We start from the raw sequence: 20140 nt of genomic DNA on the forward strand, positions 1-20140 counted from the left end.
GCGTCTGTCCGGACAGGCGCTCTACTTCGCGGAGCGCCGCGCGACCGCCCGGGCGGTGCGGACGGCGGTCACCGCACCGGTGAGGGTGGCGTTCGCGACCACGGGGGTCGGCACGGCACCGGTGCCGGCGACGTAGAGGTTCTCGAAGCCCCAGACCCGTCCGGTGGCGTCCGCGACGCTCGTGCCGTCGTCGTGCTCCCCGATCCGGACGGTGCCGGTGAGGTGCAACGACGACCCGGCCGCCAGGAGCGCCCGCTCCGTCTCGGGGTCGAACGGCCCGAACAGCTCCGCGATCTCCTGCACCCGGGCAAGCGCGCGGTCGATGAGCTCGAGGTCGGTCGCGGAGTAGGCGAACTCGACGCCGATCCGCGGCAGGCCCGCCGCATCCGTCTCGGTCTCGGAGAACACGAGGCGGTTCGCGGGCCGCGACTCCACCGGGGAGTAGAACGACAGGCCGACCGAGTGCGCGAGGGGCCGCCCAACGGCGTCGACGTAGGTCGTGTTCATGATCTGCCCGTGGAACGGCTGGTCCGGGCCGTTCTGCGGGATCCAGAGCGAGTCGGTGCAGAACTCCCCCACCCGCGGCAGCGGCAGCGTGGCGAGGTCGAGCCCGAACCGGTCAAGGTCCATGAGGACCCGCCCGGTGACGAACGCGTGCTCGTTCAGGTAGCGCCCGAGCGCCCACGGCCTGATCCCCGAGGCGAAGAGCAGCTGCGGCGTGCGCAGCGCGTCCGCGCACACCACCACGGTGTCGGCGAGCAGCTCCTGCTCCGCCCCGTCGGCCATCCGCCGGACGCGCGCGCCCCGCACCCGGTCGCCGTCGACCAGCAGGTTGATCACGAGCGCGCCCGTGAGCAGCTCGAAGCCGTCGTCGCCGCCGGACGCGATCGGCGGGAAGATCACCGACGGCCCCGTGCGGGCGTTCAGGCCCTCCGCGACCGGGGCGACCGCCATGGGCATCGGCTGCGGCGCGCGGTCGGCCGGCCCGACGCCGGCCAGGTGCTCCCCGAGCACGTCGAGCACGACCTGCCCCGCCTTGGTGGGCCCGATCGGCGCCGGATGCACGCCGAGCACCCGGCGCGCGGTCTCCAGGTCGTCCGACCAACCGTCCGGGTCGCCGCCGTCGAACACCTCCTCGCCCGCGGGCCACGGGGTGGCCGCCGTCCAGTGCACGCCCATCCCGCCCGCGTTCCACGCGATCGCAGCGCCCGGCATCGCCTCGGCGTCCTCGCCGAACGCGAGCGCGTGGAACATCCCGGGCCTCAGCAGCCCGACGTCGCCGACGGGCTCCCGGTCGACGTCGGCCCCCGTGTACATGCCCTGGATGCCGCTCGCGACGCGCTCGTTGTAGCGCTCCCAGAGCTCGGGCTCCGGCACGTCGTGGAGGTGCAGGCCCGGGGTGGCCCCGATCGCCGTGCCCGCGTCGACCATGAGGATGCGGACGGCCGGGTCGGCCTCCCGGACCAGCCGGGCGACCGTTGAGCCCATGATGCCGCCGCCGACGACCAGGACGTCGGCGCTACGAGAAGAGGTCACAGCGGTACTCCTCATTCGAGGTACGTGATTCGAGGTAGGTGCAGGTGTCAGGCGTCCGTGCGGCAGGCCGTCACGCGTCGTGCACGACCGGGCCGAAGAGCTGGGTGTCCATGCGGTCCAGGGCGAACTTGAGCGCCCCGATGAGCGGGCCGTCCGGGCCGAGCGAGGTGGCCCGCAGCTCGATGTCCGGGTTGCGCGCCGCCCGCATCCGCTCCCGGACGCGCGGCAGGAGCACGTCCGCCGCGTCCTCCATCCCGCCGCTGAGCACGATGAGCGACGGCGCGATGGTCCAGGACAGCGTGGTGAGGATCGACACGGTGTGCTCGACGAACTCGTCGACCTCGGCCAGGGCCGCCGGATCCCCCGCCCGCGCGGCCTCCACCCGGCCGCGCGCGAACGTCCGCTCGCTCGGGACAGGGGACGTCAGCCACGCGATGGGATGGTCGTCGAGTGTGCCTGCCCGCATCGACGCCGCCTCGACGATCTCGCCCGCCGCACCCTCGAAACCGCGGTGCACCGCGCCCCGGATGAGGATGCCCAGGCCCGCGCGGCTGCCCAGCTGCGCCCAGACGACGTCGTCGTGGTCCCGCGCCACGCCCCGCCACCGCTCGGCGAGGGCGCCGAGGTTGGCGTCGTTGTCCGCGAACCAGGGGATGCCGATGCGGCTGCCCAGCTCGGCGGGCAGGTCGACGCCCGCCCAGTGCTCGGTGAACACCAGCCGCCGGACGACGCCGTCGGCGTCGATGGCCCCACCGCTCGCGACGGCGCCCGCGCGCAGGCGGTCGACCGTCCCGCCGGCGTCGACCAGCGCCTCCCGCACGAGGTCGGCGGCGTCGTCGAGCGTGGACCGCGGGTCGTGGTACTCCCGCAGGGCGCGACGGGCGCGGCCGAGGATGTTCCCGCGCACGTCGGACACCACCGCGGCGCCCTCGAGCGTGTTCACCCGGACCGCGGCGAGCAGGGCGTGCTGGGCGCGGAGCTCGAACCGCCGCGGCGGCCTGCCTGCCCCGCCCGAGAGCGGCACCCGGTCGAGCTCGGCGACCCAGCCCGCGTCCACGAGCGCGACGAGGATCAGCTCGATCGTGCGCCGTGACAGACCGGTCCGCTCGGCGAGCGCCGTCATCGTCAGCGCCTCGGCGGAGACCGCGAGCGCCCGCAGCGCCGCCGCTGTGTTGACCCGGCGGATGCCGCTCTGGTCCAGCCCCGACGTCATCGCAGCCACCTCGTCACTTCAGCCCCGTGGCGGCGACGCCCTGCACGAAGTGGCGCTGCAGGAAGAGGAACAGCACGAGCACGGGGAGCATCACCACGACGGCGCCGGCGAGCATGAGCCCGTAGTCGGTGATGTTCTGCGCGGCCTGGCTGGTAGCGGCCAGCCCGACCGGCAGGGTGTAGGTGGAGGTGCTCTGGGCCACGACGAGCGGCCAGATGAAATTGTTCCAGGAGGCGAGGAACGACATGATCGTGACAGTAGCGAGGGCGGGCCCGGCCAGCGGCAGGAAGATGCCGAAGAAGACCCGGAGCTCGCCGGCGCCGTCGATGCGAGCGGCCTCGAGCAGCTCGTCCGGTATCGCTGACGCGTACTGCCGCATGATGAAGATCGAGATCGGCAGCGCGAGGCTCGGCAGCGCGATCCCGGCGAGGGTGTCGACGAGGCCGATGTTCATGGTGACGACGAACTGCGGGACGAACGTCGCGGTGTACGGCACCATGAGCGCCGCCATCACGGCGCCGAAGGCGAGCCGCTTGCCGGCGAAGTCGAACTTGGCCAGCGCGTACCCCGCCGCCGACGCCGCCACGAGGTTGCCCGCGACGACGATGGCGGCGACCACGACGCTGTTCCCGAGGAACGTGCTGAATCCCTGCGTCGCGAACAGCCGCACGAAGTTGTCGAAGGTCACCTCGCTCGGCAGCCACGCGCCGGGGTCGGCGCGGATGTCGTCCAGGCTGCGCAGCGAGCCGCTCGCCACCCACAGGAAGGGCAGCAGGGTGAGCGCCGCGGCGGCGGAGAGGGCCACCTGCAGCAGAACCTTCGGTCCGGGGCGTGTGGCCTCGGTCGGCGCGGCCACGGCCATGTGCGGAGTGGTCATGCGCGGAGTGGTCATGTACGGAGTGGTCATGTACGGGGCCTCAGCAGTCTGAACTGGACGATGCTCACCACGGCCACCAGGACGAGGATGACGAAGGACGCGGCGGAGGAGAGCCCGAGCTGGCCGAAGCCGAACTGGTGGTACGTGTACAGCGCGACGGACTCGGTGGAGCCCAGCGGGCCGCCGTCGGTCAGCAGGTAGGGCTCGTCGAACACCTGCAGGTAGAAGACGGTGAGCAGCACGGAGACGAGCAGGATCGTGGGCAGGAGCAGGGGCACGGTGATGTGCCACAGGCGGCGCCACCACCCCGCGCCGTCCAGGGCGGCCGCTTCGTGCACGTCCTCCGGCACCCCCTGCAGCCCCGCCAGGAACAGCACCATGGCGGTGCCGAAGTTGCGCCACACGCCGAGCAGGATCACCACTGGCATCGCCAGGTCCGGGTCGCCGAGCCAGTTCGGCCCCGCGAACCCCAGGTTCGCGGCCACCTCGTTGACGGTGCCGTTCGTGTTGAACGCGTACTGCCAGATCAGTGCGACGGCCACGACGTTGGTCACCACGGGGGCGAAGAAGATGGTCCGGAACACGCCGCGCGTCCGGCGTGCTCCCGCGTTGAGCGCGAGGGCGAGGGCGAACCCGACCAGCATGGTGAGCGGGGCCCCCACCAGCACGAAGATCGCCGTGTTCCCGAGGTCCCGGACGAACCGGTCGTCGGCGAAGAGCCAGGCGTAGTTCCTTAAGGCCACGAAGTCGACCGCGAACGGGTCGCGCAGGTCGGTGCCGCGCAGGTCCGTGAGGCTGAAGCCGAGTGCCGCGATGGTCGGGATCGCCGTGTAGACGACGAACACCACGAAGAACGGCGTCAGGAACAGCCAGGCGACGGCGGTGCGGCGCTGCGCGCCGGATCCGCGCGGACGTAGCGGGCGGCGCTGACGTGGCGCGGGCCGCAGGGCCGGCGGTGCACCCGAGGTGATGGTCGCGGTCATGAGCGCCTCACTCCGTCCCGGTGCCCAGGCTCTCGGCGAAGGACTGGATGGCCGCGGCGGCCTGCTCCGGCGTCTGCTGCTCCTTGGCCACCGCCTCCATCTCGACCCCGAGCTGCGTCGCGATCTGCGCCCAGGGCTCCACCTGCGGGTAGGTCCGGGCGTTCTCGAGCTGGTCGAAGAAGGCGTCGAGGAGCGGCTGGTCCGCGATCGCGGGGTCGTCCCAGGCGGACCGGACCGCGGGGAGGGAGGTCAGCGCCTCGTACTGGGCGACCTGCGTCTCGGGCTCGGCGAGGTGGCGCAGCAGCTTCCAGGCCGCGTCCGGGTTGTCGCTGTCGGTCGGCACGCCCCAGCTGCCACCCGCGATCGCGCCGACGCTGCCGCCGGCTCCGCCGGGCAGTGGCGCGGTCGCGACGTGCTCCTGGGTCCAGCCCTGCTCGCCGGCGACGTCGTCGAGCTGCCCGATCACCCAGGGGCCGGTCATCATGGCGCCGGTCCTGCCCTCGACGAAGTACGGCTGGGAGTCGAGGAAGCCGGGCGCGTCGGGGTCGGCGATCCCGGAGGTGAAGAAGGACTGGTTGTACGTCAGGGCATCGACCATCTGCGGGGTGTCGAGGGTCCACTCGGTGCCGTCGTCCGACATCGGCGCGCCCCCGGCCTGCCACAGGTACTGCGTGACGTCCTGGCCGTTGTAGACGTCCCAGCCCACGTCCGCGCCCAGGCCCTGCTCGGCGCCGCCGTCCTGCAGGGCCTCGAAGAACGGGATCACGTCGTCCCAGGCGGCCGGCGCCTCCACGCCCGCGGCCTCGGCGAAGTCGGTGCGGTAGACCAGCGCGTACGTGTAGGCGTACCACGGGACGGAGTAGGCGACCCCGTCGACGACGCCGGACTCCCACGCGCCGGGGAAGAACGAGCCGCTGTCCACCAGGCCCTCGGGCACGGGCGCGAAGGCGCCGCCCGCGATGAACTGGGCCTGTGACTCGGTGTAGAGCTGCGCGACGTCGGGGCCCGCACCTCCGGCGACCGCAGCCTGCAGCTTTGTCGTGTACTCGTCCGCCGGGACCAGCGTGATCCGCAGGTCGAGGTCCGGGTTCTCCTCCTTGAAGGAGGCGAGGACGTCGTCGAGCGCGGTCGCGTCGCCGTCGGGAGCCCACAGCTCCACGGTGCCGGTGGCGGGTTCGTCGTCGACGCGGGCCGACGGGGCGGACGATGCGGGGTCGGCGCTGCGGCCGCAGCCGGCGAGCGCGAGGACGGGGACGAGGGCGGCGGCGGCAACGAGCCGGACCGAGGGGCGGCGAGAGTGTGGCACGGGGGGCTCCTATCGCGAGAGTCGGTGGGGGCCGACGCAAGCAGACACATTGTGCTGACTAGTAGCGATTTAGGACCCACTCGGTGCGGGCCTGTTTTTCAAGGTAGGGGCGGCCCGTTTCGCCGGCATGACGCGAGAGTGACGAATAATTTCGGCGAAAACAGCACAATCGCCGGCAGGGAGCCTCCGCCTGCGCCGTGCCGCCGGGCCTACGTGCGCGCGACCGCCGGGTGCGCGTGCGCGACCGAGAGCAGGATCCTCGCCGCCGCGTCTCCGACCACTGCCCAGCGGTGCCGGATGTCGGCCGGGTGGCTGATCGCGTCGCCGGCCCCCAGCCGCCAGGAGCCCTCGTGCTCCAGGGTTACCTCTACCTCGCCGTCGATCACGTAGACGGTCATCTCGCCGTCGGACTCGAACCAGCCACCGAGGTCGGCGTCGGGCTCGACGCGGTACTCGACCACCTCCAGCAGGTGGCCGGCGCCCCCGGACAGGAGCCGCCCGCTCGCCGCCCCTGGCGCGTCGGAGACCTGCAGCTCGCGCCCCTCGCCCTGGCGCAGCACCGACACGCCGCGCGGCGCGCTCACCGGCGGCATGAGCTGGCTCGGCGGCAGCCCGAGCGCGTGAGCGAGCCGGTAGAGGCTCGACAGCGACGGGCTCGTCTCGCCCTTCTCGACCTGGCTCAGGAACGGCTGGCTCATCTCGCTCGCGCGCGCGAGGGCACGCATCGAGAGCCCCGCGGCCTCGCGCGCCCGCCGGATCGCCTGCCCGACCGCGGCGCGGACGTCGTCAGTGGCGTCCGGATTCTTTAACACGGCCTTAACCACGACTCCTCGATCCTGATCCATGCTGATAACCAATACCTATCACTCAGGGAGACCAGCATGTCAGCATTCCACGTCCCGGCGATCGACATCGCCCCCTACGTCGCCGGCGGCACCGAAGCGGACCGGAGCGAGGTCGCCCGCCAGGTCGACGAGGCGGCCCGCACGGTCGGGTTCATGCAGATCCTCGGGCACGGCATCCCGCTGGAGGCCTGGGCGCGGCTCGGCCGGGCGAGTGACCGGTTCTTCGAGCTGCCGCTCGACGTGAAGAAGCAGTACCGCGCGCCCGCCGGCGTGAACCGCGGGTACAGCCCGCCCAGGTCCGAGCGGCTCAGCCTCAGCCTGGGAGTGGAGAAGGCCGAGCGCATGAACGACTTCTTCGAGGCCTTCAACCTCGGCGCGTCCGCCGCCGAGTACCCCCACGCCGACGTCGACCCCGGCATGTATCCGGAGAACATCTGGCCCGCCGAGAGCGACACCTTCCGGGGCGACGTCGAGCTGTGGATGTCGCATGCCAGGGCCGTCGCCCGGGTCATGATGCGGGTCTTCGCCGACGCGCTCGGCCTGCCCGCCGGGTACTTCGACGCGTACACCGACCACTCGCTCGACGTCCTGCGCATGAACAACTACGCCCTCCCCGAGGGCGAGCGGGTCGAGCTCGACGGCGACCTCATCGGCATGGGCGAGCACACGGACTTCGGCATCGTCACACTGCTGTGGGCCGACGACGTGAAGGGCCTCCAGGTGCTCGGCGCCGACGGCGGCTGGAACGACGTCTCCCCACTGCCCGGCGCCCTGCTCGTGAACCTCGGCGACCTGACCGCGCGGTGGACGAACGAGCGCTGGAGGTCGACGCTGCACCGCGTGAAGCCGCCGGTGATCGACGGCCGCATCAAGCGGCGCCGCTCCGCCGCGTTCTTCTTCGACGGCAACGTCGACGCCGTGATCACCGCCCTGCCGGGGTGCGTCGCCGAGGGCGAGACCGAGCTCTACGGGCCGATCACGGTCGGCGAGCACATCGAGGCGAAGCTCAACGGCTCACGCGGCCTCGTGAACAACACATCCGGCACGGAACGCGAGGCCGAGCGAGTGCTCACGAGCCGCTCCTGACCCCTCAGGCCGACGGCGCCGACGTGCGCGCCACGCCGTCGACCTCCGGCGTCACCCGCCGCCCCACGGCGACCGCCATCGCGATGATCCCGAGGCATCCCGCCACCACCACCCCGATGAAGCCGCCGGCCCACCCGCGCTCCAGCAGCAGTCCCGCGACCACGGGGCCGGCGATCGTTCCGGCCTGGAAGGCTCCGGAGCTGATCGCGTTGTACCTGCCGCGCAGGTGGGCGGGCGCCATGTCGTTCGTCAGCGAGGGCAGCACGGACTGCATGAGGGTCTCCCCCAGCCCGAAGAAACCGTGGAAGACCAGGACGATGACGACGGCGGCCGTACCGCCCGGCACGAGGCCGGCGACGCCGAGCAGCAGCCACGCCGTCGCCCATACCACGGCCATCACCGCGAGCACGCGGGTGCGGCGCCGTCCGCCGACCCGGTTCATCACCCAGAACTGGAGCGCGACGATCACCACCGTGTTCACGACGAACGCGAAGCCGATCGTGCGGGTCGAGACCTCCGCCACCAGGCGCGCGAACGCGGGGAACCCGCCCTCCATCTGGCCGTATCCCACGAACGCCGCGAGCAGCCCCAGCCCGGACAGCCAGAGCACCTCGGGCCGGCGCAGGATGCTGAGGTAGCCCTCCGCCGCCTTGCTGCCACCCTCGCCGTCGTCCGCCGGCCGGTCGACCCTGCCGTGCAGGTGCCGCAGCGGCCCCATGAGCACGACGACGGGGACGACGAACGTCGCGGCATTCACCAGGAACGCCATCACGAAGGTCTCGGGCCGCTCGACGTCGACCACGAGCCCACCCACGACGCCGCCCACACCGACGCCGAGGTTGAGCAGCGCGAAGTTCACGCCGTAGTACCGCTGGCGCAGGTCGCCGTCGACGACCGTGGCGACGAGCGCGTTGACCGACGGCCACCCGACACCGAGCTGCACCCCGAAGAGCGCCAGCCCGAGCGCTGCGACCGCCGGGACCGTCGCGAACGCGAGCACCGCGTATCCGGCGACGGCGAAGAACAGACCCGTGAGCATCACCCGTCGGGCGCCGTACCGGTCGACGAGGGCTCCGGCCGGACCGGTGACGAGCAGGCCGACCACCGCGATCAGGCCCATGAGCGTGCCGGACAGGCCGAGCGAGAAGCCGCGCACCTCGTGCAGGTAGATGATCGTGAAGGGCAGCGTCAGGCCGCGGCCGAAGAACTGCACGATCACCGTGGACAGGAGCCAGCGGCCGTCGTTGGGCAGCTCCGACCAGAATTCGAGGGCGCCGGAGCGTGGAGAGGACGTCACCGGCTGATTCTCGCCCGTGCCGTGGCGGGGCGACTAGCGGATATCGGACGCTGTGGTGTGCGCGACACCCGCACCGCCGACGGCGGTGATGGGGTCGGGTGCGAGGGACGGCGGGGCCGGCTCATCAGTTCATCGAGGCGCGGGAGCGGGAGCCCAGGGTGACAGTACGAATTCGAGCTCGGTCACTGAGAGTAGACATTGTCTACTCAGGGCAACACACCCCGAATTCGTAGGGTCACCCCGGCAGCTCGCGCGCCGGCATCCTCGACGCCTCAACGCGGGCGGCAGCTCCCGCCTGACCGGAGGTCACGACGCCGTCCGCCCCGACTTTCCGGCTTCCTGCCCGCGCTGGTGACCCCGCCGCGCGTCGCGGTCGAAGATGCCGATGATCTCGCACGGTCCGCCCTCCGCACCGATGGCGTGCGGGAGCATCGTCGGGAACTCCGCCGCCTGGTTGGTCTCGATGCGGATGCGCCGGTTGCCGAGCAGCAGTGTCGCGGTGCCGGAGATGACGACGAGCCACTCGCGGCCGGGGTGGGCGCGCATGCGGGCGGGGTTGTCCGGCGCGGGGCTCGTCATACGCTGCCTGACGACGCTCATCCCGGGCTCGGCCTTGATCGACCACCGCATCCCGCCGTGCGAGCCGTCGACCGTCGGGTTGATGACGACGTCCTCCGTCGCCGTCTCCACGAGCTGGTCCAGCGACGTGTCGAGCGCCCGCGCCAGCGTGACGAGCTGGTCCAGGGCCAGGCGTCGCTGGCCGTTCTCGATGCGGCTGAGCGTCGACTGGCTGACCCGGGCGCGAGTGGCCAGATCCTCCAGGGACCAGCCCTGCGCCACGCGCAGGGCGCGGATGCGTTTGCGCACCAGGCTGTCCAGCTCGCCATCTTCTTGCGTCATGAGCAAGATCCTATGCTCTCTCCGCAAGAGGGAGCTAGCGTCGTTCGTGTCCGGCCCGCCACCCGGGCCGCGCCACGAAAGGGAAGAGAGACATGCCTGCAACCAGCTCCACGCCCACCCGAGAGCTGCCGGACGAGACAGTCGACGCCGTGGTGATCGGCGGCGGCGCGGCCGGGCTGAACGGCGCGCTGATGCTCGCCCGGTCCCGCCGCTCGGTGGTCGTGATCGACAGCGGCACCCCGCGCAACGCGCCCGCCGAGGGGGTGCACGGCCTGCTCGGCCTGGACGGCACTCCCCCGGCCGAGCTGCTGGAACGCGGCCGGGCCGAGGTCCGTGGCTACGGCGGCACCGTACTGTCCGGCGAGGTGATCAAGGCCGCCGCGGCCGGCCCGTCCGCCAGTGGCGACCTGCGCTTCACCGTCAGCCTGGCCGACGGCGCCACGCTGCACGCCCGCCGCCTCCTGGTCGCCACCGGCCTGCGCGACGTGCTGCCCGACGTGCCCGGGCTGGCCCAGCAGTGGGGTCGCGGCGTGGTGCACTGCCCGTACTGCCACGGCTGGGAGGTGCGCGACGAGCCGATCGGCGTGCTGGCGACGAGCCCGATGTCGGTGCACCAGGCGCTGCTGTTCCGTCAGCTCACCGAGGACCTCGTCTACTTCACGCGCGGCACCACCCTCGACGACGACGCGCGGGCCCGCTTCGCGGCCCGCGACATCCGTGTCGTCGACACCCCCGTCGCCCAGGTGACAGCGGCGGACGACGGCAGCATCGCCGGCGTCCGGCTGGACGACGGACAGCTCGTGGCACGGCGCGTGCTAGCCGTCGCCACCACCATGCTGCCGCGCGTCGAGGGCCTGGAGGACCTCGGGCTGCCGCTGCAGGACCTGCCGAACGGGATGGGCCGCCACGTCGTGACCGGCATGGCCGGGACCACCGAGGTGCCCGGCGTGTGGGTGGCAGGCAACACCGCCGACGCGTCCGCGCAGGTCGGGGCGTCCGCCGCAGCAGGGGCCCTGGCCGGCGCCCACATCAACGCCGACCTGGTCACCGCTGACACGACGGCGGCCCTGGCATGAGCGGGCCGGACACGAGCACGTCCGGCACGAGCGCGCTCGAGCCCACCGGTCCCGACGCCCGCCAGCGGCGCACCATCCTGATCGCCGTCTGCGTCGCGCTGATGGCCGTCATCGCGTCCGTGTCCGGGCTGAACGTCGCGCAGCCCGACCTCGCGATCACCTTCGACGTCTCGCAGAGCACCGTCCTGTGGATCATCAACATCTACACGCTCGGCCTGGCAGCCCTCCTGCTGCCGCTCGGGGCGATCGGTGACCGGTTCGGACGCAAGCCCATGCTCGTCGCCGGCCTGGCCGTGTTCGGCGCGGCGAACGTGGTGGCCGCCCTGGCGCCATCGGCCGAGGTCATGCTGGCCGCTCGTCTGGCCGGTGGGGTGGGCGCGGCGATGATCATGCCCATCACGCTCGCCGTCATCACCTCGACCTTTCCCCCGGCGGAGCGAGGTCAGGCGATCGGCGTGTGGACCGGCGTCGCGGGCGGTGGCGGCATCATCGGCATGTTCCTCTCGGCTGCCCTGGTCGATCTCGTGACGTGGCGGTGGCTGTTCGCCCTGCCCGTCGTGCTCGTCGGCGTCGCGCTGCTCATGGCGCTGCGATCCGTGCCCAACTCGCGCGAGACGTCCGGACACCCCTTCGACACGGTCGGCGCCCTGACATCGGTCGTCGCCATGGTGGGCCTGATCTTCGTCCTGCAGGAAGGGCCCGAACGCGGCTGGACCGCCCCGCTCACCCTGCTCGGACTGGTCGTCGGGGTCGCCGCCGCGGTGGCCTTCGTGGCCTGGGAGCTGCGCCGCCGGGACGCCGCGCTCCTTGACGTGCGGCTGTTCGGCGAGCGCTCGCTGGCCGGCGGCTCGATCACGCTCCTCGTGGTGTTCGGCGTGCAGGCGGGCATCTTCGTGGTGCTGTTCCCGTTCCTCCAGGCCGTGCTCGGCTGGTCGGCGCTGGTGTCCACCCTCGCGATGATGCCGATGGCCGTCCTCATGATGGTCGCCTCCGGCCTCGCCCCGCGGCTGGCCCAGCGGGTCGGCCCCCGGGTCACGATGGCGACCGGGATCCTCCTGGCGGGCGCGGGGCTGGCGCTCATGGCGACGGTCGTCTCGGTCGACGGCGGCTACCCGTCGATCCTGCCCGGCATGCTCACGATGGGCCTCGGCATGGGCCTGTCGATGACACCCTCCACGGAGGCCATCACCGGCGCACTGCCACGGGAGCGGCAGGGGGTCGCGTCCGCGCTCAACGACGTCACACGCGAGCTCGGCACCGCGCTCGGCATCGCGCTGCTCGGCGCGCTCCTGTCGGCGGGCTACCGCGGCGCCATCGACGCGCGGCTCGACGACGTTCCCGACGGCGCCGCCGACGCCGCTCGGCAGGGCGTCGCCAACGCGCTCGACGCCGCGGCGGACGCCGGCCCGCAGGCGCCGGGGCTGGTCCGAGCCGCCCAGGAGTCGTTCGTCGAGGGCTGGCAGAGCGCGATGTGGGCGGGCGTCGTCGTCATGGCCGCCCTGTTCGTCTACGTGCTGGTCCGCGGGCCGCAGTCGCCGTCCGACACACCTGCCGGCACGCCGACGGACGAACCGGAGCCGGTCCGGGCGTCCGCGAGCTGACCCCGGGCAGAGGAGAGCCGGTGGGCTCCCGCAGAGTTCTGCGGGAGCCCACCGGCTCTCTCACGACCGGACCGGCGACGTCAGTCGCAGGCGTCGCAGCGGCCCGTGGCGGGCAGCTGCATGTAGCAGCCCGGGCAGCTCGCCGGGGCCGCGTCGGGCGCGTGCGCGAAGGTGTTGGTCTGCGTACCCGAGAATCCGGCCATCAGGATGCGCTTGTAGCCGCCGCCGGCCTGCTGGAGGTCGACGAAGCCCTTGTTGAAGAAGGCGGTCGCCTCCTGACCGGGGCCGGGCGAGACGGCGACGTACGAGCGGGACGACGGGATCCAGATGCGGGTCTTGTCGAGGCCTTCGGCCATCTCGCGCATGACCGGCCGGTGCACCGCCGGGATGGGCAGCGCCTCGAGCGCCGCCTCGAAGGAGTCGAACTCGTCGCGGCTCGTGCCGGTGAGAGCGACGAGGCAGGTCTTGCACACCTTGAACTTCTGCCTGTCGAGCTCGGTCGCGGGCTGAAGAGCGGCCAGACGATCCTCCGACAGGTGCTGGCAGTCCCTGCCGTGCAGGACCTTGCCATATGGAACCCGAAAGAGAAGCTCTATCGGGATCTCTGCCCCTGCCACCGCAGGGCTCTCGCTGGTCATAGTCACTCATCAAGTATCGCTGCTGAAAGTGGCCTGTGGGGCCGCTCGGCCCAACTGATCTTCGACGGGCGCCCGAGCCTGCCTCCCCGACCGTGCGTCCGTGCTCGTCAGAGGCCCCTGCGAGGTCCGTTCCACATGGTCATGCCGACACCGCGGCCCGGCAGCACGCGGAGCCGGCCGATCTCGGTGGCGTTCTTCATGAGCTCGAAATTCACCCGGTCGGCCAGGGTCGATCGAGCCGTCGACTAGGAGCGCGCCCGCACGAGCCCGAGATCGATGATGCTGCGACCCGTGTCGACCACCGTCTCCCGCACCGGCCGCATGCTCCAGCCGAGCTCGCGCCGGGCCTTGTCCGCGCTGACCTGCTCGGCGCTGCCCACGAAGTCGAGGCCGAGCCGCACCTCGCGGTCGAAACGGGCGGCCGTCCACAGCATCCAGTAGGGCATCCGCCGGCGGGGCACGCGATACCCCTGTGGCCCGAACTCCTCGCCGAGGATCTGCGCGATCTCCCCGAACCACACGTTCTCACCGGCGCAGATATACCTGTTCCCCGCCGCGCCGGGCGTCTCGACGGCCAGCACGTGCGCCCGCGCGACGTCGCGCACGTCCACCGGCGCGAACCCGAGCTCCGGGACGGCCGGGAGCTCGCGGTTCAGCAGGCGGCGGACCAGTGCCACCGACGTGCCGGCCGCCGCATGCTGGAGGGGGCCGAGCACGAGGCCCGGGTTGATCACCGCCAGCTCCAGCTCGGGATGCTGCGCCGCGAAGTCCCATGCGGCACGCTCGGCGAGGGTCTTGCTCTTCGCGTACGGGGCGGTCCGGTCCAGGTCGCTCCAGTCCTGCTCGGTCCGACGCCGCTCGTCGTCGCCCGACCTGCCCGCCGTGATCGCGGCGAGTGACGACGTCATGACGACGCGCCGCACACCCGCCCGGACGCTCGCCTCCAGGACCCGCCGCGTGCCGTCGACGGCGGGCCGCACGAGCTCCGCCTCGTCCCGCGGCGGTGTCGCCGGGAAGGGCGACGCCATGTGGAGGACGTAGTCCTGACCGGCGGCGGCCGCGTCCCACCCTTCGTCCCCGGACAGGTCCGCCTCTACCAGCTCGAGGCTTCCGCCCAGCGCGTAGGCGATCTGGTGCAGGTGGGCGACCCGTGCCGGGTCCCGCAGGGAGCGCACCGTCCCGCGGACCTCGTGACCGCCCTTGATCAGCTCCTCGATCGCGTGCCCGGCGATGAACCCGGTAGCGCCGGTGACAAGAATCCTCGACATCACGTCTCCAGTCTGAGCGGTGTTCAGATTATGAACACCGTATAGATTGTCGGGATGGAGGTCAACGGTGCGGAGGTCAACGGCGTGCGCAAGCGCGAGACGTATCACCACGGCTCGCTGCGCGAGGAGCTGGTCGAGGCGTCCGTGCGGCTCATCGAGACCGAGGGCATCGGCGCCGTGAGCCTGCGGCGCGTCGCCCGCGAGGCCGGCGTCAGCCCGGGGGCGCCCTACCACCACTTCGCCGACCGGGCCGCTCTGCTGTCGGCGATAGCAGCCAGGGGCTTCGACCTGCTCACCGAGGACCTGCTCGGTGCGGTCGGCACGTCCCCGGGCACGTCGAGGACCGACGACGTCGTACGCGTCGCCGCCGCCTACGTCGCCTTCGCCCGGCGGCAGCCGGGCCACTTCCAGGTGATGTTCCGCCCAGAGCTCTCCCAGCCGGAGAAGCATCCGGCGGTGCAGGAGGCCGGGGACGCCGCGCTCAAGGTCCTCACGGACCTGGTCGACCGGCTCGGCGTCGCCGACCCGCAGGCCGTCGGCATCACGCTCTGGGCCCTGGGCCACGGCCTCGCGTCGCTGACGCTCGACGGTCTGCTCGCGCTCAAGGCCGAGGCCTGGGACACCGACCCCGACGACCTGCTCGCCAGGGCGCTGGGCCAGATAGGCCGCTCGTTCGACGTCGGCGACCCGTGTACTGCCGCCCCGTGAGCCGTCCCGGCCCGCGCAGTTGACTTCATGTCGACCTGAAGTCGCACGATGGGCCCGGCACGATCAGGCCCGAGCGAACGAGGACACATGGACGCGCAGCACTGGGACGAGCGGTACAGCAGCCGGGACCAGCTCTTCAGCGGGAACCCCAACGGGGTGCTCGTGACCGAGGCCGCCGGCCTGCCGCCGGGTCGAGCGCTCGACGTCGGCTGCGGCGAGGGTGCCGACGCCATCTGGCTCGCCGGGCACGGTTGGCAGGTCACCGCCGTCGACATCTCCCGGGTCGCGCTGGACCGCGGCGCGGCGGCCGCAGCCGCTGCGGGGCTCGGGGGGCAGGTGACGTGGCAGCAAGCAGATCTCACCACCACGCCACCGCCCGCGGGCCCGTTCGACCTGGTGTCGCTCCAGTACTTCCCGCTCCCGAACCGGCCGGACCATGGAGCGCTCCGCCGCCTCCTGGACGTGGTGGCGCCCGGGGGCACCCTGCTCGTCGGCAGCCACGACATGGCCGACGTGGCCACATACCGGCACCCGGACTTCGACCCCGCCGACTACTACACACCCGGCGACATCGCGCAGCTCCTCGGCGAGGGCTGGACGATCCAGGTCGACGAGAGCCGCCTGCGCACCACCGCCCCGCCCGAGGGCACGCACCACGTCCACGACACCGTCCTGCGCGCCGTTCGGTCGCGCTAGGCGGGAGCGGCTCAGGCCGCCGACAGCCCGGAGAGGGCGCGCCCCATCGCGGCGTTGAACTCCTCCGGCGTCAGCGGCAGCCGGGCCTTGACGTCCCGGCTCCACTGGTCGGCGAGCACCTCGGCGGAGCCCGCCTCGACGCCGTCCAGCACGGCGTCAGCCAGGTCCGAGGGCGCCAGCTTGGGCACCGACCAGCCGGCCGACATGTCGGTGTCCGCGAGGCCCAGGTGGACGGCGGTCACGAGCGTGCCCTGCTCGGCGAGCTCCAGCCGCACGCCGTTGGTCATGGCCCACGCGGCCGCCTTGGTCAGGTGGTAGGCGTTGGCGCCGTTGATCCCGAACCACGACATCGCGGAGAGGACGTTCACGACCGCACCTCCGCCGTTCGCGGCGAGGGTCGGCGCGAGCGCCCTGATCAGGCCGAGGGGACCGAGCGTGTTGGTCTCCAGCTCGAGCCGAACCGCGTCCATCGAGCCGGTCACGAGGTCCGTTCCCGTCGAGATCCCCGCGTTGTTGACGAGCAGCGAGACGTCGGACGCCGCCGCGGCCGCCGCCCGCACGGAGTCGGGGTCGGTCACGTCGAGGGCCAGCACCTCCACGCCGGGCAGGTCCACGGTCTCGGGGCGGCGGGCCGTGGCGTAGACCTTGCGCGCCCCCCGTTCGAGGAGACGCTGTGCGAAGGCGCGGCCGAGGCCTCGGTTGGCTCCGGTGACGAGGGCGACTGAGTTGTTGATGTCCATGCCAGGAACGCTAGAACCTGACGTTGACGTCAGGGGCAAGTGCGGCCCGCGGCCCCGGACGTGACGTAGGCAACCCATCGGGCTGCCGACGTCGTTCCCCGCCCGGGGCGCGCCGTCACGCGTCGAGGACGACGGCGATGACCACCGGTTCCCGTCGCGAGCTGCGCGCGAGCGACCGCGCGACGGTGGTGGCGATGATCTCCTCGAGCTGGTCGCCCGCGGTGGTCTTGTTCCGCGTGGCGTCCGCGAGCGCCTTCTCGACGGCGCGCGAGGCGTTGTCGAGGCTGTCCTGCCCGTGCACGGAGCCGCGGTGGAGGTACTCGAGGGGTTCGGCGAGCTCCGCGGTCCCCGAGCGGAGGAACGCCAGGACCGTCAGGACGCCTGCCGCGCTGAGCTTGCGCCGGTCGGCGAGGGTGTCCTCGGTGACGTGGCCGACGGTCTGGCCGTCGACGTAGACGAGGTCGTTCTCCACCTGGCCGACGATGCGCGCGACCCCGTCGACCATGTCGATGACCACGCCGTCCCGGACGATCAGGACGTTGTCCGCGGGAACGCCGGTGCGCTCCGCCAGGGCGCCGTTGGCACGCAGGTGCTTGGGCTCGCCGTGGACCGGCATGACGTTGCGCGGGCGCAGGATGTTGTAGCAGTAGACGAGCTCGCCGGCGCTGGCGTGCCCGGAGACGTGGACCCGGGCGTTGCCCTTGTGCACCACGTTCGCGCCCAGGTCGGTGAGCTTGTTGATGATGCCGTAGATCGCGCTCTCGTTGCCCGGGATCAGGGAGCTGGCGAGCAGGACGGTGTCGCCGTCGCTGATGCGGACCTCGTGCGTCTCGTTGGCCATCCGGGCCAGGGCCGCCATGGGCTCGCCCTGGGAGCCGGTGCAGATGAGCGTCACCTTGTTCGGCGGCAGGTTACGGGTCTTGGCGTAGTCGATCACCAGGCCGCGGGGGACGGTGAGGTAGCCGAGCTCGCGCGCGATGCGCATGTTGCGCACCATGGACCGGCCGACGAACGCGACCTTGCGGCCGCGGGCGTCCGAGGCGTCCAGGACCTGCTGGATGCGGTGGACGTGGCTGGCGAAGCTGGAGACGATGACGCGCCCCGGCGTCGTCGTGAAGACCTGGTCGATCGCGGGGGTCAGCTCGGTCTCGGAGATGGTGAAGCCCGGGATCTCCGCGTTGGTGGAGTCCACCAGCAGCAGGTCGAGCCCTTCCTCGCCCAGGCGGCCGAAGGCGCGCAGGTCGGTCAGGCGCCCGTCGAGCGGGAACTGGTCCATCCGGAAGTCACCGGTGTGCAGGACGACGCCGGCGGCGGTCCGGATCACGACGGCGAGGCCGTCGGGGATCGAGTGGTTGACGGCGATGAACTCGAGCGCGAACGGACCCGCCGCGTGCCGGCCGCCGGCTTCGACGTGGACGAGCACCGGCTTGATGTTGTGCTCGGTCAGCTTGGCGGACAGGAACGCGAGCGTGAGCTGCGAGCCGACGACGGGGATGTCGGGCCGCTGCTTGAGCAGGTAGGGCACGCCGCCGATGTGGTCCTCGTGCCCGTGGGTGAGCACGATGGCCTCGATGTCGTCGAGGCGGCTCTCGAGGCTCGTGAAGTCGGGCAGGATGACGTCGATACCGGGCTGGGTGTCCTCGGGGAAGAGGACCCCGCAGTCGACGACGAGCAGCTTGCCCGCGTGCTCGAAGACCGTCATGTTGCGGCCGATCTCGCCGATGCCGCCGAGCGGCGTGATGCGCAGGCCCTGCGACGGTGCGACGGGCGGGCGGTTGAGGTCTCGTGGTGCGGTATGCATGGTGTTCCTCCGGAACAGGTTAGCTGCCGGTGTGCTCGGGATCCTCGTGACGTGGGACGACCGTCAGGACGGGTCGGGGCTCACCGGGTCAGGCCGCGGGTGCGGCGCTGTGGGTACTGCTGAGGTCTGTGTTCAGTGGCCCCTGGCCGCGTACCGGGTGCTCATCGCGGCTCGCCCTCTACGGCGTACACACGGGTGCTGTCGGCAGCCTCGAGGGCGGGCGCCGGGGCAGGACCCGGGTAGGTCGGCAGGGCTGAGTGACACGCAGAAAAGTTCCTTCGGGCTCTGGGGTGGCGACGATCTCCTGGCAGAGGCGGAGGTGCGCGGACTCGATCCTATCCGCCGACGGCGCCCCTCACGCCTTGCCCAGCCCGTCCGGGTCCCGCAGCATGTGCGACTCGACGAGCTCGTGCCGCCGGAAGTAGGTGGTCGCGACGGCCTGGATCGTCGCCGCGACGGGCAGCGCGAGGAACGCGCCGAGCACCCCGAAGACCGCGCCGAACGCCAGCACCACCAGCAGGCTGACGGCGGCGTTCATCTCCAGCGCGCGGGCGGACACCTTCGGCGCCAGGTACAGGTTCTCGAACTGCTGGTAGCCGATGACGAAGGCGAGCACACCCAGCGCCTGGGGCCAGCCCTGCGCCGTCAGCGCCACCATGGTGGGCAGCGCGCCACCGAGGTAGGCACCGATGGTCGGCACGAACTGGGAGACCACCCCGACGAAGACGGCCAGCGGTACCGCGTACGGCGTCTGCAGGATCGCGAGGAACACGAAGGTGACCACCGTCGAGACCGCCGCGAGCACCACGCGGGAACCGATGTAGTCGGACACCTTGCCCTGGGTGACCTCCCACAGGTGCAGCATCTCCTGCTGCCGCGCCGGCGTCAGCCAGCCGCACACAGCCGCACGGAAGCGCGGCCCGGCCGCCAGCAGGTAGTAGGAGACCAGCAGGATCGTGAGGGTGGCGAGCAGCCCGCCCACCACCGTCGTCCCCACCAGCAGCGCCCCGGACGCGACGTCCTCGCCGAACCGGTCGAACGCCTGCCGGATCAGGTTCTCGGACTCGGGGATCTCGATGCCGAAGCGCTCGACGACAAAACCCTGCAGGCCCTCGTAGAGCCGGGGGACCGACTGCGCGAGCTCGACGAGCTGCTGCACGAACAGGTTGCCGAACAGGGCCATCAGCACGATCACCACGAGGAGCGACCCGAGCAGCGTGACCGCGGCGGCCAGCCCGCGGCGCCACCCCCGCCGCACCAGCCAGACCGTTCCCGGTTCGAGGGCCAGCGCGATGAAGACCGCGATGAGCACGTTGACGAAGAGCCCCTCCAGCTTCCCCATCGCGTTCCACGCGAAGATGGCGACGAACACCGTCACCACGGCCAGGAACAGCGCCCGGGGCAGCCAGCGCGGCGGGCGCGGGGAGTCGGGCGCGCCGGGCGGCGGGACCGGCTGATCCGCCGGAGGCCGGCCCGGCGAGGGCTGGTCGGGACCGGTTGGCACGTCAGGACCGGTAGCGCCGGTCTCGGACGAGCTGGGCGACGTCATGCCAAGACCGTAGCCCTCGC

Annotated in this window: 18 protein-coding genes; 5 read left to right on the forward strand and 13 right to left on the reverse strand. The window is 72.0% G+C overall.

Features of this window, described 5'->3' with window-relative positions; translation table 11 throughout:
- Positions 1 to 21: 21 nt before the first annotated feature.
- The 6 genes from AB0I32_RS16530 to AB0I32_RS16555 form a co-directional block, all read right to left on the reverse strand.
- Positions 22 to 1536, reverse strand: coding sequence for a GMC oxidoreductase (locus AB0I32_RS16530; RefSeq protein ID WP_357507842.1), 1515 nt, complete (start codon positions 1534 to 1536; stop codon positions 22 to 24).
- A 70-nt stretch (positions 1537 to 1606) separates the two neighbouring features.
- Positions 1607 to 2749 (reverse strand): ROK family transcriptional regulator, encoded by a 1143-nt coding sequence (locus AB0I32_RS16535; RefSeq protein ID WP_357507844.1) that lies wholly within the window; start codon positions 2747 to 2749, stop codon positions 1607 to 1609.
- Between the two features lie 13 nt (positions 2750 to 2762).
- Positions 2763 to 3656, reverse strand: a complete 894-nt coding sequence (locus AB0I32_RS16540) for a carbohydrate ABC transporter permease (protein WP_357507846.1) — start codon at positions 3654 to 3656, stop codon at positions 2763 to 2765.
- Positions 3653 to 4609, reverse strand: a complete 957-nt coding sequence (locus tag AB0I32_RS16545) for a sugar ABC transporter permease (protein ID WP_357507848.1) — start codon at positions 4607 to 4609, stop codon at positions 3653 to 3655. Before AB0I32_RS16545 ends, AB0I32_RS16540 begins: the two co-directional genes overlap by 4 nt.
- Before the next feature lie 7 nt (positions 4610 to 4616).
- Positions 4617 to 5915 carry an extracellular solute-binding protein gene (locus tag AB0I32_RS16550; protein WP_357507850.1) on the reverse strand — a complete coding sequence of 433 codons (1299 nt, stop codon included), beginning with the start codon at positions 5913 to 5915 and terminating at the stop codon, positions 4617 to 4619.
- A gap of 209 nt (positions 5916 to 6124) precedes the next feature.
- Entirely contained in the window at positions 6125 to 6727 is a 603-nt protein-coding gene (locus AB0I32_RS16555; RefSeq protein WP_357507852.1) for an XRE family transcriptional regulator, read from the reverse strand.
- A gap of 69 nt (positions 6728 to 6796) precedes the next feature.
- Here AB0I32_RS16555 and AB0I32_RS16560 point away from each other — a divergent pair, with 69 nt between their 5' ends.
- On the forward strand, positions 6797 to 7846 hold the full coding sequence (locus tag AB0I32_RS16560) for a 2-oxoglutarate and iron-dependent oxygenase domain-containing protein (protein WP_357507854.1): 1050 nt from the start codon (positions 6797 to 6799) through the stop codon (positions 7844 to 7846).
- A 4-nt stretch (positions 7847 to 7850) separates the two neighbouring features.
- On the opposite strand, the gene AB0I32_RS16565 is transcribed toward AB0I32_RS16560, so the two are convergent.
- Positions 7851 to 9143 carry an MFS transporter gene (locus AB0I32_RS16565; RefSeq protein WP_357507856.1) on the reverse strand — a complete coding sequence of 431 codons (1293 nt, stop codon included), beginning with the start codon at positions 9141 to 9143 and terminating at the stop codon, positions 7851 to 7853.
- A gap of 306 nt (positions 9144 to 9449) precedes the next feature.
- The gene (locus AB0I32_RS16570) at positions 9450 to 10043 is read right to left on the reverse strand and encodes an XRE family transcriptional regulator (RefSeq protein ID WP_357507858.1); all 594 of its coding nucleotides are present in this window, start codon (positions 10041 to 10043) and stop codon (positions 9450 to 9452) included.
- 92 nt (positions 10044 to 10135) lie between these two features.
- On the opposite strand from AB0I32_RS16570, the gene AB0I32_RS16575 reads away from it, so the two are divergent.
- Both AB0I32_RS16575 and AB0I32_RS16580 read left to right on the forward strand, forming a co-directional pair.
- Positions 10136 to 11119 (forward strand): NAD(P)/FAD-dependent oxidoreductase, encoded by a 984-nt coding sequence (locus AB0I32_RS16575; RefSeq protein ID WP_357507859.1) that lies wholly within the window; start codon positions 10136 to 10138, stop codon positions 11117 to 11119.
- A complete protein-coding gene (locus AB0I32_RS16580) occupies positions 11116 to 12720 on the forward strand; it encodes an MFS transporter (protein WP_357507861.1) in 1605 nt (534 codons plus the stop codon). The genes AB0I32_RS16575 and AB0I32_RS16580 overlap by 4 nt, the downstream gene beginning before the upstream one ends.
- An 80-nt stretch (positions 12721 to 12800) precedes the next feature.
- On the opposite strand, the gene AB0I32_RS16585 is transcribed toward AB0I32_RS16580, so the two are convergent.
- Complete coding sequence (locus AB0I32_RS16585) at positions 12801 to 13364, reverse strand: hypothetical protein (RefSeq protein WP_357507863.1); 564 nt, start codon at positions 13362 to 13364, stop codon at positions 12801 to 12803.
- A 239-nt stretch (positions 13365 to 13603) separates the two neighbouring features.
- Positions 13604 to 14626 (reverse strand): aldehyde reductase, encoded by a 1023-nt coding sequence (locus AB0I32_RS16590; protein WP_357507865.1) that lies wholly within the window; start codon positions 14624 to 14626, stop codon positions 13604 to 13606.
- Positions 14627 to 14680: 54 nt separating this feature from the next.
- On the opposite strand from AB0I32_RS16590, the gene AB0I32_RS16595 reads away from it, so the two are divergent.
- Both AB0I32_RS16595 and AB0I32_RS16600 read left to right on the forward strand, forming a co-directional pair.
- A complete protein-coding gene (locus AB0I32_RS16595; RefSeq protein WP_357507867.1) occupies positions 14681 to 15334 on the forward strand; it encodes a TetR/AcrR family transcriptional regulator in 654 nt (217 codons plus the stop codon).
- 87 nt (positions 15335 to 15421) lie between these two features.
- The gene (locus tag AB0I32_RS16600; RefSeq protein WP_357507869.1) at positions 15422 to 16030 is read left to right on the forward strand and encodes a class I SAM-dependent methyltransferase; all 609 of its coding nucleotides are present in this window, start codon (positions 15422 to 15424) and stop codon (positions 16028 to 16030) included.
- An 11-nt stretch (positions 16031 to 16041) separates the two neighbouring features.
- Here the strand turns inward: AB0I32_RS16600 and AB0I32_RS16605 are convergent, their stop codons facing one another.
- The 3 genes from AB0I32_RS16605 to AB0I32_RS16615 all read right to left on the reverse strand — a co-directional run bounded on the left by AB0I32_RS16605 (position 16042) and on the right by AB0I32_RS16615 (position 20120).
- Entirely contained in the window at positions 16042 to 16770 is a 729-nt protein-coding gene (locus AB0I32_RS16605) for an SDR family oxidoreductase (RefSeq protein WP_357507871.1), read from the reverse strand.
- Positions 16771 to 16885: 115 nt separating this feature from the next.
- A complete protein-coding gene (locus AB0I32_RS16610) occupies positions 16886 to 18571 on the reverse strand; it encodes a ribonuclease J (RefSeq protein ID WP_357507873.1) in 1686 nt (561 codons plus the stop codon).
- A 355-nt stretch (positions 18572 to 18926) separates the two neighbouring features.
- Positions 18927 to 20120 carry an AI-2E family transporter gene (locus tag AB0I32_RS16615; protein WP_357507875.1) on the reverse strand — a complete coding sequence of 398 codons (1194 nt, stop codon included), beginning with the start codon at positions 20118 to 20120 and terminating at the stop codon, positions 18927 to 18929.
- Between the last annotated feature and the right edge of the window lie 20 nt (positions 20121 to 20140).

The organism is Promicromonospora sp. NPDC050249, assembly GCF_040656015.1.
Taxonomy (GTDB): domain Bacteria; phylum Actinomycetota; class Actinomycetes; order Actinomycetales; family Cellulomonadaceae; genus Promicromonospora.

What these genes read in the sequence shown, in the direction of transcription:
- AB0I32_RS16535 (WP_357507844.1), bottom strand. Translation starts at nt 2,749, where the DNA reads ATGACGTCGGGGCTGGACCAGAGCGGCATCCGCCGGGTCAACACAGCG.
- AB0I32_RS16540 (WP_357507846.1), bottom strand. Translation starts at nt 3,656, where the DNA reads ATGACCACTCCGTACATGACCACTCCGCGCATGACCACTCCGCACATG.
- AB0I32_RS16545 (WP_357507848.1), bottom strand. Translation starts at nt 4,609, where the DNA reads ATGACCGCGACCATCACCTCGGGTGCACCGCCGGCCCTGCGGCCCGCG.
- AB0I32_RS16560 (WP_357507854.1), top strand. Translation starts at nt 6,797, where the DNA reads ATGTCAGCATTCCACGTCCCGGCGATCGACATCGCCCCCTACGTCGCC.
- AB0I32_RS16570 (WP_357507858.1), bottom strand. Translation starts at nt 10,043, where the DNA reads ATGACGCAAGAAGATGGCGAGCTGGACAGCCTGGTGCGCAAACGCATC.
- AB0I32_RS16575 (WP_357507859.1), top strand. Translation starts at nt 10,136, where the DNA reads ATGCCTGCAACCAGCTCCACGCCCACCCGAGAGCTGCCGGACGAGACA.
- AB0I32_RS16580 (WP_357507861.1), top strand. Translation starts at nt 11,116, where the DNA reads ATGAGCGGGCCGGACACGAGCACGTCCGGCACGAGCGCGCTCGAGCCC.
- AB0I32_RS16590 (WP_357507865.1), bottom strand. Translation starts at nt 14,626, where the DNA reads ATGTCGAGGATTCTTGTCACCGGCGCTACCGGGTTCATCGCCGGGCAC.
- AB0I32_RS16595 (WP_357507867.1), top strand. Translation starts at nt 14,681, where the DNA reads ATGGAGGTCAACGGTGCGGAGGTCAACGGCGTGCGCAAGCGCGAGACG.
- AB0I32_RS16600 (WP_357507869.1), top strand. Translation starts at nt 15,422, where the DNA reads ATGGACGCGCAGCACTGGGACGAGCGGTACAGCAGCCGGGACCAGCTC.
- AB0I32_RS16605 (WP_357507871.1), bottom strand. Translation starts at nt 16,770, where the DNA reads ATGGACATCAACAACTCAGTCGCCCTCGTCACCGGAGCCAACCGAGGC.
- AB0I32_RS16610 (WP_357507873.1), bottom strand. Translation starts at nt 18,571, where the DNA reads ATGCATACCGCACCACGAGACCTCAACCGCCCGCCCGTCGCACCGTCG.
- AB0I32_RS16615 (WP_357507875.1), bottom strand. Translation starts at nt 20,120, where the DNA reads ATGACGTCGCCCAGCTCGTCCGAGACCGGCGCTACCGGTCCTGACGTG.